The sequence below is a fragment of the Klebsiella sp. 18074 genome, from assembly GCF_902705905.1.
In the GTDB taxonomy this organism is placed as follows: domain Bacteria; phylum Pseudomonadota; class Gammaproteobacteria; order Enterobacterales; family Enterobacteriaceae; genus Klebsiella; species Klebsiella terrigena.
In genome coordinates, this window is record NZ_CACSIS010000036.1 from 38,977 (window position 1) to 49,387 (window position 10,411).

The 10,411-nt window shown below is 53.5% G+C and carries 14 protein-coding genes; 13 read left to right on the forward strand and 1 reads right to left on the reverse strand.

Features of this window, described 5'->3' with window-relative positions:
* Positions 1 to 99: 99 nt before the first annotated feature.
* The 4 genes from kefG to slyD all read left to right on the forward strand — a co-directional run bounded on the left by kefG (position 100) and on the right by slyD (position 3,366).
* Complete coding sequence (gene kefG, locus GVK32_RS25375; protein WP_045854058.1) at positions 100 to 666, forward strand: glutathione-regulated potassium-efflux system ancillary protein KefG; 567 nt, start codon at positions 100 to 102, stop codon at positions 664 to 666.
* The gene (gene kefB / locus GVK32_RS25380) at positions 653 to 2,458 is read left to right on the forward strand and encodes a glutathione-regulated potassium-efflux system protein KefB (protein WP_159873351.1); all 1,806 of its coding nucleotides are present in this window, start codon (positions 653 to 655) and stop codon (positions 2,456 to 2,458) included. The genes kefG and kefB overlap by 14 nt, the downstream gene beginning before the upstream one ends.
* Positions 2,459 to 2,471: 13 nt before the next feature.
* A complete protein-coding gene (locus tag GVK32_RS25385; protein ID WP_013364433.1) occupies positions 2,472 to 2,672 on the forward strand; it encodes a YheV family putative zinc ribbon protein in 201 nt (66 codons plus the stop codon).
* Between the two features lie 94 nt (positions 2,673 to 2,766).
* Positions 2,767 to 3,366, forward strand: coding sequence for a peptidylprolyl isomerase (gene slyD / locus GVK32_RS25390; protein ID WP_159873353.1), 600 nt, complete (start codon positions 2,767 to 2,769; stop codon positions 3,364 to 3,366).
* 82 nt (positions 3,367 to 3,448) lie between these two features.
* On the opposite strand, the gene GVK32_RS25395 is transcribed toward slyD, so the two are convergent.
* Positions 3,449 to 3,667, reverse strand: a complete 219-nt coding sequence (locus GVK32_RS25395) for a protein SlyX (protein ID WP_041142978.1) — start codon at positions 3,665 to 3,667, stop codon at positions 3,449 to 3,451.
* A 222-nt stretch (positions 3,668 to 3,889) separates the two neighbouring features.
* Between GVK32_RS25395 and fkpA the strand changes: the two genes are divergently transcribed.
* From fkpA to GVK32_RS25440, 9 genes are all read left to right on the forward strand, one after another.
* Positions 3,890 to 4,720, forward strand: coding sequence for an FKBP-type peptidyl-prolyl cis-trans isomerase (fkpA, locus tag GVK32_RS25400; RefSeq protein ID WP_159873355.1), 831 nt, complete (start codon positions 3,890 to 3,892; stop codon positions 4,718 to 4,720).
* 368 nt (positions 4,721 to 5,088) lie between these two features.
* Positions 5,089 to 5,811 (forward strand): transcriptional regulator, encoded by a 723-nt coding sequence (locus GVK32_RS25405; protein WP_004868391.1) that lies wholly within the window; start codon positions 5,089 to 5,091, stop codon positions 5,809 to 5,811.
* A complete protein-coding gene (gene tusD, locus GVK32_RS25410) occupies positions 5,811 to 6,197 on the forward strand; it encodes a sulfurtransferase complex subunit TusD (RefSeq protein ID WP_045854061.1) in 387 nt (128 codons plus the stop codon). Before GVK32_RS25405 ends, tusD begins: the two co-directional genes overlap by 1 nt.
* Entirely contained in the window at positions 6,197 to 6,556 is a 360-nt protein-coding gene (gene tusC, locus GVK32_RS25415; protein WP_159873357.1) for a sulfurtransferase complex subunit TusC, read from the forward strand. The genes tusD and tusC overlap by 1 nt, the downstream gene beginning before the upstream one ends.
* Positions 6,557 to 6,563: 7 nt before the next feature.
* Positions 6,564 to 6,851 carry a sulfurtransferase complex subunit TusB gene (tusB, locus tag GVK32_RS25420; protein ID WP_123709758.1) on the forward strand — a complete coding sequence of 96 codons (288 nt, stop codon included), beginning with the start codon at positions 6,564 to 6,566 and terminating at the stop codon, positions 6,849 to 6,851.
* 124 nt (positions 6,852 to 6,975) lie between these two features.
* Positions 6,976 to 7,350, forward strand: coding sequence for a 30S ribosomal protein S12 (gene rpsL / locus GVK32_RS25425; protein ID WP_045854063.1), 375 nt, complete (start codon positions 6,976 to 6,978; stop codon positions 7,348 to 7,350).
* A 96-nt stretch (positions 7,351 to 7,446) separates the two neighbouring features.
* On the forward strand, positions 7,447 to 7,917 hold the full coding sequence (gene rpsG, locus GVK32_RS25430; protein ID WP_004106370.1) for a 30S ribosomal protein S7: 471 nt from the start codon (positions 7,447 to 7,449) through the stop codon (positions 7,915 to 7,917).
* Positions 7,918 to 8,013: 96 nt separating this feature from the next.
* The gene (fusA, locus tag GVK32_RS25435) at positions 8,014 to 10,128 is read left to right on the forward strand and encodes an elongation factor G (protein WP_159873359.1); all 2,115 of its coding nucleotides are present in this window, start codon (positions 8,014 to 8,016) and stop codon (positions 10,126 to 10,128) included.
* 69 nt (positions 10,129 to 10,197) lie between these two features.
* On the forward strand, positions 10,198 to 10,411 hold a 214-nt coding region (locus GVK32_RS25440), incomplete at its 3' end, for a GTP-binding protein (protein ID WP_227256966.1).

A 10,411-nucleotide genomic window follows, 5' to 3' on the forward strand; every position in this document is an offset into this window, starting at 1 on the left:
GCCGCAATGGTAGCCCAAAATGAAGACGATACACAAAGTCATTCTGGTTGCGTTGAGGCGCAGCCGTTATTCAGGCCACTACAAGACGTTGGGAGGGGAATGATGTCTCAGACAGCGAAGGTTTTGCTGCTGTATGCCCACCCAGAATCTCAGGATTCCGTGGCCAACCGGGTTTTGCTTGAACCGGCCTTACAGCTGCCGAACGTCACCGTGCACGATCTTTACGCACACTATCCCGATTTTTTTATCGATATTGCCTGGGAGCAGGATCTCCTGCGTCAGCATGAGGTAATTGTTTTCCAGCATCCGCTCTATACGTGGAGCTGCCCGGCGCTGCTAAAAGAGTGGCTGGACAGAGTGCTGAGCCGCGGTTTTGCCAGCGGTGCCGGGGGGAATCAGCTGGCGGGAAAGTACTGGCGTAGCGTGATCACCACCGGCGAGCCGGAAAGCGCCTACCGTCGCGACGCTAACCGCTATCCAATGAACGATATTCTCCGACCTTTCGAACTGACCGCCGGCATGTGCCGGATGCACTGGATGAGCCCGATTATTGTCTACTGGGCCCGTCGGCAATCGCCCGCCGATCTGAAAAGCCATGCGCGCGCTTATCGTGACTGGTTGGCCAACCCTATCGCGGCAGGAGGAGTAATAAATGGCGGGAGCTGATCTGCTTTTGGCTGGCGTGCTGTTTCTGTTCGCCGCCGTCGTCGCGGTACCGCTGGCCGCCCGGCTGGGCATTGGCGCGGTGCTTGGCTATCTGCTCGCCGGGATCGCCATTGGCCCGTGGGGGCTGGGGTTCATCAGCGACGTCGATGAAATTCTTCATTTCTCCGAGCTGGGCGTGGTGTTCCTGATGTTTATCATCGGGCTTGAGCTCAACCCGTCGAAGCTCTGGCGCCTGAGAAGCTCCATTTTTGGCGTGGGGGCGGCCCAGGTTTTGTGCAGCGCGGCAATCCTCGGCGGCCTGCTGATGGTCACCGGATTCACGTGGCAGGCGGCGGTTGTCGGCGGAATTGGCTTAGCGATGTCCTCTACGGCGATGGCGCTGCAGCTGATGCGCGAGAAGGGGATGAGCCGCAGTGAGTCCGGACAGCTGGGGTTCTCCGTTCTACTGTTTCAGGATTTGGCGGTGATCCCCGCGCTGGCGCTGGTGCCGCTGCTGGCCGGCTCCGGCGACGATCGCTTTGATTGGGTGACGATTGGGATGAAGGTGCTGGCCTTTGCCGGCATGCTGATCGGTGGCCGCTTTTTGCTGCGGCCGGTGTTCCGCTTTATCGCGGCCTCCGGCGTGCGGGAGGTTTTTACCGCCGCGACGCTGCTGCTGGTGTTGGGTTCGGCGCTGTTTATGGATGCGCTCGGCCTGTCGATGGCGCTGGGGACCTTTATCGCCGGGGTGCTGCTGGCTGAAAGCGAATATCGCCACGAGCTGGAAATCGCCATTGAGCCGTTTAAAGGTCTTCTGCTCGGCCTGTTCTTTATCTCCGTTGGCATGGCGCTGAATCTGGGCGTTCTCTACACCCATCTGCTGTGGGTCGCCGCCAGCGTCGCGGCGCTGGTGATGGTGAAAGCTCTCGTGCTGTACGTTCTGGCGCGGGTGTACGGCCTTCGCAGCTCGGAGCGGATGCAGTTTGCCGGAGTTTTGAGCCAGGGCGGGGAGTTTGCCTTTGTGCTGTTCTCGTTACCGGCTTCGCTGCGGCTGTTCGAAAATGACCAGATGGCGCTGCTGCTGGTCACGGTTACGCTGTCGATGATGACCACGCCGCTGCTGATGACCCTGATTGATTACGTGCTCTCCCGACGCTTTAACCAGCCGGAGGAAGAGGACGAAGCGCCGTGGGTTGATGATGATAAACCGCAGGTGATTATCGTCGGCTTCGGCCGCTTTGGTCAGGTCATTGGCCGTCTGCTGATGGCCAACAAAATGCGCATTACCGTGCTTGAGCGTGACATCAGCGCGGTGAACCTGATGCGTAAATATGGCTATAAGGTTTACTTCGGCGATGCGACGCAGCTGGAACTGCTACGCTCGGCGGGGGCGGAGGACGCGCAGTCAATCGTGATTACCTGCAACGAGCCGGAAGATACCATGAAGCTGGTTGAGATGTGTCAGCAGCACTTTCCACATCTGCACATTCTGGCGCGGGCGCGGGGCCGAGTAGAGGCCCATGAGCTGCTGCAGGCCGGGGTGGTGCAGTTCTCGCGCGAAACCTTCTCCAGCGCGCTGGAGCTGGGGCGCAAGGCGCTGGTCAGCGTTGGAATGCATCCGCATCAGGCGCAGCGCGCGCAGCTGCACTTCCGTCGTCTGGATATGCGAATGCTGCGAGAGTTAATGCCGGTACATACTGATACTCTGCAGATATCGCGCGTGCGGGAAGCCCGGCGGGAGCTGGAGGAGATTTTTCAGCGTGAAATGCAGAAAGAGAGCAGGCAGCTTGACGGCTGGGATGAGTTTGAATAAAGGGTAAATCATTATGGCAGTGCGTAAACGTTTTATCGCCGGGGCAAAATGCCCGGCGTGCCAGGCCCAGGATTCTCTGGCAATGTGGCGTGAAAATAATGTCGATATTGTTGAGTGTGTTAAGTGCGGACACCAGATGCGCGAGGCGGATAAAGAGGCCCGCGAGCACGTACGTAAAGACGAACAAGTGATCGGCATTTTTCATCCGGACTAGCGTTATCTGTCGCCTTTTTTTAAGCTAGAGGGTACACGGCTGCAGAATTCCGCTACAATCTGCGCCACTATTCTTCCCATGCTCAGGAGATATCATGAAAGTAGCAAAAGACCTGGTGGTCAGCCTGGCCTATCAGGTACGTACAGAAGACGGTGTGTTGGTTGATGAGTCTCCGGTAAGCGCGCCGCTGGACTACCTGCATGGTCACGGCTCCCTGATTTCCGGCCTGGAAACTGCGCTGGATGGTCATGAAGTGGGCGACAAATTTGACGTTGCTGTCGGCGCGAACGATGCGTACGGCCAGTATGACGAAAACCTGGTTCAGCGCGTTCCTAAAGACGTTTTCATGGGCGTTGATGAGCTGCAGGTTGGCATGCGTTTCCTGGCGGAAACCGATCAGGGTCCGGTACCGGTTGAAATTACCGAAGTTGACGACGAGCACGTAGTTGTTGACGGTAACCACATGCTGGCTGGCCAGAACCTGAAGTTCAACGTTGAAGTTATGGCGATTCGTGAAGCGACGGCTGAAGAGCTGGAGCACGGTCATGTACACGGCGCGAATGGTCACGATCACGACCATGACCACGATCATGACGGATGCTGCGGTGGCCACGGTCACAGCCATGACCACGACCACGGTCACGAACATGGCAAAGGCGGCTGTGGCGGTAACGGCGGCTGCGGCTGTCACTAAGACCTGTCGTCTTACAAGCCGCAGGCGCGTTGGCTAGCGCTGCCGGCTATAAAAAAGCGGGGAAACCCGCTTTTTTTACGCCTCAATAATGTGGAGGCGGCGTCTCTTCAGACTGCGATGCGATGTACGATGACTGCGTCGCCTTCAGCTTTTCTACCATCAGACGCATGTGTTCACGCATCTTTGCCATTTCGATCTCATGGGCGGTAACGGTCTTGTTGAGGTCTTCAATGGTGATTTCCTGATACGCCAGCCGGCTTTCCAGCTCCGCCAGGCGAGTCTCCAGTTTGCTATCGTGCATGAGTAACCTCTTCTGTCTTATCTCGCGGGCGGATTCTACTGAATTTTCAGCATTCGTACAGCATCGTAACGCCGGACAGGAAACTAATTCATACAAAAATAGTCTGAAAAGAGGCGATATTCAGGTACGTCCGTATGTAGATTTGTCCTGCAACGTTCTATAGTACATTTTTTGCTTTTTACGCTAACCCTGGGGTGAGATGCCCCGGCCCTGGAGAAATGGATGAAATCACTGTTTAAAGTAACGCTGCTGGCGACCACGATGGCCGTCGCGCTGAATGCACCGCTGACCTTTGCTGCGGATACCGCTGCAAAGACGGCACCTGCAACGGAAAGCAAATCGGCATTTAAAAATGACGATCAGAAATCTGCTTATGCGCTGGGTGCATCGCTGGGACGTTACATGGAAAACTCCCTGAAAGAACAAGAGAAACTGGGCATTAAACTGGATAAAGATCAGCTGATCGCTGGCGTGCAGGACGCATTTGCCGATAAGAGTAAACTCTCCGATCAGGAAATCGAACAGACTCTGCAAGCGTTTGAAACTCGTGTGAAAACTGCTGCTCAGCAAAAAATGGAAAAAGATGCATCTGAGAACGATGCTAAAGGTAAAACCTATCGCGACACCTTCGCTAAAGAGAAGGGCGTGAAAACCTCTAAATCCGGCCTGCTGTATAAAGTCGAGAAAGCCGGTACCGGTGACGCACCGAAAGACAGCGATACCGTGGTTGTGAACTACAAAGGGACGCTGATCGACGGTAAAGAGTTCGATAACTCCTACACCCGCGGCGAGCCTCTCTCTTTCCGTCTGGACGGCGTGATCCCGGGCTGGACTGAAGGCCTGAAGAACATTAAGAAAGGCGGTAAAATCCAGCTGGTTATCCCACCGGATCTGGCATACGGCAAAACCGGCGTTCCGGGTATCCCGGCTAACTCTACTCTGGTCTTCGACGTAGAGCTTCTGGATATCAAACCGGCTCCGAAAGCGGATGCGAAGCCTGAAGCTGCCGCTGACGCAAAAGCGGATGCAGCGAGCGCAGACGCTAAGAAGTAATGGAATTGACGCCGCCGCCCTCAAAGGCGGCGGCTTTTTTATTTGGGGCAGATATAATTAAAACTGGAAAGTGCCTCAAGCGCTGTATTACTTTAGATAGCTTAATCTTATTAATGACGATGAGCCTGCCCTGACAAGCTACACCTCATCCTTCAAGCTGCCTCTGAGCTGGCTGCATTTGCTGACTCCAGCCTCTTACTGGATTCGGTCCTGGGTATCGATAAGAGACAACCTTGTCTCTTACAAGAGCCAGCCTTCGGCTGGTCAAATTCGCTGCTGACGAATTTGTCTCAGATTTGCCGCCGCGGCGTACCTTGAACGGTTTTGTGTAAAAAATGACAGGCTCCTGAAAAGGAGTGCTTTTTTTCATGTCCAGGTCGCTTTTAACCAACGAAACCAGCGAGCTTGACCTGCTGGATCAACGTCCTTTCGACCAGACCGACTTCGATATCCTAAAATCCTATGAAGCGGTGGTGGACGGGTTAGCGATGCTCATTGGTTCCCACTGTGAAATCGTGCTGCATTCTTTACAGGATCTGAAATGTTCCGCCATTCGCATCGCCAACGGTGAACATACCGGTCGTCAAATCGGCTCGCCAATCACTGACCTGGCGCTGCGTATGCTGCACGATATGACTGGAGCTGATAGCAGCGTTTCCAAATGCTATTTTACTCGCGCTAAAAGCGGAGTGCTGATGAAGTCGGTGACGATTGCGATACGCAACCGCGAGCACCGGGTGATCGGCCTTTTGTGCATTAACATGAACCTCGATGTCCCGTTCTCCCAGATTATGAGCACCTTTATTCCGCCGGAAACGCCGGAAGTGAACTCGCAGGTCAACTTTGCCTCATCGGTTGACGATCTGGTCGCGCAAACCCTCGAGTTTACGATTGAAGAAGTGAACGCCGATCGCAACGTTTCCAATAACGCCAAAAATCGTCAGATCGTCCTGAATCTTTACGAGAAAGGGATCTTTGATATCAAGGATGCTATCAACCAGGTTGCCGATCGCCTGAATATCTCGAAGCACACGGTGTATCTCTATATCCGCCAGTTCAAAAGCGGTGATTTCCAGGGGCTGGATAAGTAATGCGTTTTGCCATTACGGTGACGGGCCCGGCCTACGGTACGCAGCAGGCCAGCAGCGCCTGGCAGTTTGCGCAGGCCGTGCTGGAGGAGGGGCATGAGCTGATTTGCGTCTTTTTCTATCGCGAAGGCGTCTATAACGCTAACCAGCTGACCGCTCCCGCCAGCGATGAGTTTGACCTCGTGCGGGCATGGCAAAAATTACACGAAGCGCATGCAGTCTCGCTGCATATCTGCGTTGCGGCGGCGCTGCGACGCGGCGTGACGGACGAACATGAGGCGCAGCAGCTTGGTTTGTCTGCGTCTAATCTGCAACCCGGATTCACGCTCAGCGGCCTTGGGGCGCTGGCGGAAGCTGCATTAACCTGCGATCGGATGGTGCAGTTCTGATGAAACGCGTTGCCTTTGTTTTTTCCTCCGCGCCTCATGGCTCCGCGTCTGGCCGGGAAGGCCTGGATGCGCTGCTGGCCACCTCAGCGCTCACCGACGAGCTCGGCGTTTTCTTTATCGGGGACGGCGTGTTTCAGCTGCTGCCGGAGCAGCGGCCAGGCACCATTCTGGCTCGCGACTATATCGCAACCTTTAAGCTCTTCTCTCTGTATGATATCGAACAGTGCTGGATGTGCGCCGCTTCTGCCCGCGAGCGCGGCCTGTCGCCCTCCACGCGGTGGGTCATAGATGGCGAGTGGCTGGAGCCAGAGGCGCTGCGTGCCCGACTCGATGATTTCAACGTGATACTGCGCTTCTGAGGCCACTATGCTCCACACTCTCAGCGTTTCCCCATGGCATACCGATCTGGCAGCGATGCTGCGTCTGGTAAAGGATGGCGACGATCTGCTGCTGCTTTCCGATGGCGTCATCGCGGCAGCTGCCGGCGGGCGCTACCTTGAAATCCTGCTTTCCGCCCCCATAACCATCCATGCGCTGCAGGATGATATTGAAGCCCGCGGCCTGACGGGGCAAATTGCGGGCAGCGTCATCAGGGTCGGCTATACTGACTTCGTCAGACTTGTGCTCAAACACCCTGGACAGTTGGCCTGGTAATGGCAGGATTGTTGTATATTTCTTGACACCTTTTCGGCACCGCCCTAGAATTCTGCGTCCTCATATTATCTGAGGCGATTTATTACATGTTTACGAAGCAAAAGCTAAAACCAGGAGCTATTTAATGGCAACAATTAACCAGCTGGTACGCAAACCACGCGCACGCAAAGTTGCAAAGAGCAACGTGCCTGCACTGGAAGCCTGCCCGCAGAAACGTGGCGTATGTACTCGCGTATATACTACCACTCCTAAAAAACCAAACTCCGCACTGCGTAAAGTATGCCGTGTGCGTTTGACCAACGGTTTTGAAGTGACTTCCTACATCGGTGGTGAAGGTCACAACCTGCAGGAACACTCCGTGATCCTGATCCGTGGCGGTCGTGTAAAAGACCTTCCGGGTGTTCGTTACCACACCGTTCGTGGTGCGCTTGACTGCTCCGGCGTTAAAGACCGTAAGCAATCTCGCTCCAAATATGGCGTGAAACGTCCTAAGGCTTAATGGTTCTCCGTTAAGTAAGGCCAAACTGTTTTACCTTAATGTCAAACTAAACTCTTAGAGTTTTGGACAATCCTGAATTAACAACGGAGTATTCCCATGCCACGTCGTCGCGTCATTGGTCAGCGTAAAATTCTTCCGGATCCTAAGTTCGGATCAGAACTGCTGGCAAAATTTGTAAATATCCTGATGGTAGATGGTAAAAAATCTACTGCAGAAGCTATCGTATACAGCGCGCTGGAGACCCTGGCTCAGCGTTCTGGTAAAAATGAACTGGAAGCTTTCGAAGTCGCTCTCGACAACGTTCGCCCGACTGTAGAAGTTAAGTCCCGCCGCGTTGGTGGTTCTACTTATCAGGTTCCAGTTGAAGTCCGTCCGGTTCGTCGTAATGCTCTGGCAATGCGTTGGATCGTTGAAGCTGCTCGTAAACGTGGTGATAAATCCATGGCTCTGCGTCTGGCGAACGAACTTTCTGATGCTGCAGACAACAAAGGTACTGCAGTTAAGAAACGTGAAGACGTACACCGCATGGCAGAAGCCAACAAGGCGTTCGCTCACTACCGTTGGTAATCCCTTCGGAGTCATAGTCACCAGACGGGCGCTTCAGGTAAGTCGCCCGTTTTGGATAACTTAACTGAACGCCTAAAGAAACAAACGAGGAATCAAATGGCTCGTAAAACACCCATTGAGCGCTACCGTAACATTGGTATCAGCGCTCATATCGACGCCGGTAAGACAACAACTACCGAACGTGTTCTGTTCTACACTGGTGTAAACCACAAAATCGGTGAAGTTCATGATGGCGCAGCTACCATGGACTGGATGGAGCAGGAGCAGGAACGTGGTATTACCATCACGTCCGCTGCGACTACCTGTTTCTGGTCAGGAATGGCTAAACAGTTCGAACCACACCACATCAACATCATCGACACCCCAGGGCACGTTGACTTCACTATCGAAGTAGAACGTTCCATGCGTGTTCTTGATGGTGCGGTAATGGTTTACTGTGCTGTTGGTGGTGTTCAGCCACAGTCTGAAACCGTATGGCGTCAGGCAAACAAATATAAAGTTCCACGTATCGCGTTCGTTAACAAAATGGACCGTATGGGTGCTAACTTCCTGAAAGTTGTTGATCAGATTGAAAAGCGTCTGGGCGCGAATCCGGTCCCTCTGCAGCTGGCTATCGGCGCGGAAGAGAAATTCACCGGTGTTGTTGACCTGGTGAAAATGAAAGCTATCAACTGGAATGAAGCCGATCAGGGCGTGACCTTCGAATACGAAGAGATCCCAGCTGATATGCAGGAACTGGCTGAAGAATGGCGCCAGAAACTGATTGAAGCCGCTGCTGAAGGTTCTGACGAACTGATGGAGAAATTCTTTGGTGGCGAAGAGCTGACTGAAGAAGAGATCAAAACTTCTCTGCGTAAGCGCGTACTTAACAACGAAATTATCCTGGTTACCTGTGGTTCTGCATTTAAGAACAAAGGTGTTCAGGCGATGCTGGATGCGGTTGTTGAATACCTGCCAGCGCCGACTGATGTTACTGCGATTAACGGTATCCTGGACGACGGTAAAGACACTCCGGCAGTTCGTCACTCTGATGACAACGAGCCGTTTGCTGCGCTGGCGTTCAAAATTGCTACCGACCCGTTTGTTGGTAACCTGACCTTCTTCCGCGTTTACTCTGGCGTTGTTAACTCTGGCGACACCGTGTTCAACCCGGTGAAATCAGCACGTGAGCGTCTGGGCCGTATCGTACAGATGCACGCCAACAAACGTGAAGAGATCAAAGAAGTTCGTGCGGGCGACATCGCTGCAGCGATTGGTCTGAAAGAAGTGACTACCGGTGACACCCTGTGTGACCAGGATAATGTGATTATCCTGGAGCGTATGGAGTTCCCGGAGCCGGTAATCTCGATCGCCGTTGAACCAAAAACCAAAGCTGACCAGGAAAAAATGGGTCTGGCTCTGGGCCGTCTGGCTAAAGAAGACCCGTCATTCCGCGTATGGACTGACGAAGAAACTAACCAGACTATTATCGCCGGTATGGGTGAGCTGCACCTCGACATCATCGTTGACCGTATGAAGCGTGAATTCAACGTTGAAGCGAACGTCGGTAAACCTCAGGTTGCTTACCGCGAAGCGATTCGTTCTAAAGTTACCGATATTGAAGGTAAACATGCTAAGCAGTCTGGTGGTCGCGGTCAGTATGGTCACGTTGTGATCGACATGTACCCACTGGAGCCGGGCTCAAATCCGAAAGGATACGAGTTCATCAACGACATCAAAGGTGGTGTAATTCCTGGTGAATACATCCCTGCCGTTGATAAAGGTATTCAGGAACAGCTGAAAGCTGGTCCGCTGGCAGGTTACCCGGTAGTTGATCTCGGCGTGCGTCTGCACTTCGGTTCTTACCATGACGTTGACTCCTCCGAGCTGGCGTTTAAACTGGCCGCTTCTATTGCCTTCAAAGATGGCTTTAAGAAAGCGAAACCAGTTCTGCTTGAGCCGATCATGAAGGTTGAAGTAGAGACTCCGGAAGAGAACACTGGTGACGTCATCGGTGACCTTAGCCGTCGTCGTGGTATGCTGCGTGGTCAAGAATCCAACGTTACTGGCGTTATGATTCACGCTGAAGTTCCGCTGTCTGAAATGTTCGGATATGCAACTCAGCTGCGTTCTCTGACCAAAGGTCGTGCTTCTTACTCCATGGAGTTCCTGAAGTATGATGACGCACCGAACAACGTTGCTCAGGCCGTAATCGAAGCCCGTGGCAAATAAGCCGTAGGGTTAAACCAAAATCCCGTGCTCTCTCCTGAAGGGGAGAGCGCTATAGTAAGGAATATAGCCGTGTCTAAAGAAAAATTTGAACGTACAAAACCGCACGTCAACGTCGGTACTATCGGCCACGTTGACCATGGTAAAACTACTCTGACCGCTGCAATCACTACCGTTCTGGCTAAAACCTACGGTGGTTCTGCGCGCGCATTCGACCAGATCGATAACGCACCGGAAGAAAAAGCTCGTGGTATCACCATCAACACTTCCCACGTTGAATATGACA

Coding starts and splice junctions, on each gene's coding strand:
- fusA (WP_159873359.1), top strand. CDS start 8,014: ATGGCTCGTAAAACACCCATTGAGCGCTACCGTAACATTGGTATCAGC.
- kefB (WP_159873351.1), top strand. CDS start 653: ATGGCGGGAGCTGATCTGCTTTTGGCTGGCGTGCTGTTTCTGTTCGCC.
- GVK32_RS25405 (WP_004868391.1), top strand. CDS start 5,089: ATGTCCAGGTCGCTTTTAACCAACGAAACCAGCGAGCTTGACCTGCTG.
- tusB (WP_123709758.1), top strand. CDS start 6,564: ATGCTCCACACTCTCAGCGTTTCCCCATGGCATACCGATCTGGCAGCG.
- kefG (WP_045854058.1), top strand. CDS start 100: ATGATGTCTCAGACAGCGAAGGTTTTGCTGCTGTATGCCCACCCAGAA.
- fkpA (WP_159873355.1), top strand. CDS start 3,890: ATGAAATCACTGTTTAAAGTAACGCTGCTGGCGACCACGATGGCCGTC.
- tusC (WP_159873357.1), top strand. CDS start 6,197: ATGAAACGCGTTGCCTTTGTTTTTTCCTCCGCGCCTCATGGCTCCGCG.
- GVK32_RS25385 (WP_013364433.1), top strand. CDS start 2,472: ATGGCAGTGCGTAAACGTTTTATCGCCGGGGCAAAATGCCCGGCGTGC.
- rpsL (WP_045854063.1), top strand. CDS start 6,976: ATGGCAACAATTAACCAGCTGGTACGCAAACCACGCGCACGCAAAGTT.
- tusD (WP_045854061.1), top strand. CDS start 5,811: ATGCGTTTTGCCATTACGGTGACGGGCCCGGCCTACGGTACGCAGCAG.
- rpsG (WP_004106370.1), top strand. CDS start 7,447: ATGCCACGTCGTCGCGTCATTGGTCAGCGTAAAATTCTTCCGGATCCT.
- GVK32_RS25395 (WP_041142978.1), bottom strand. CDS start 3,667: ATGCACGATAGCAAACTGGAGACTCGCCTGGCGGAGCTGGAAAGCCGG.
- slyD (WP_159873353.1), top strand. CDS start 2,767: ATGAAAGTAGCAAAAGACCTGGTGGTCAGCCTGGCCTATCAGGTACGT.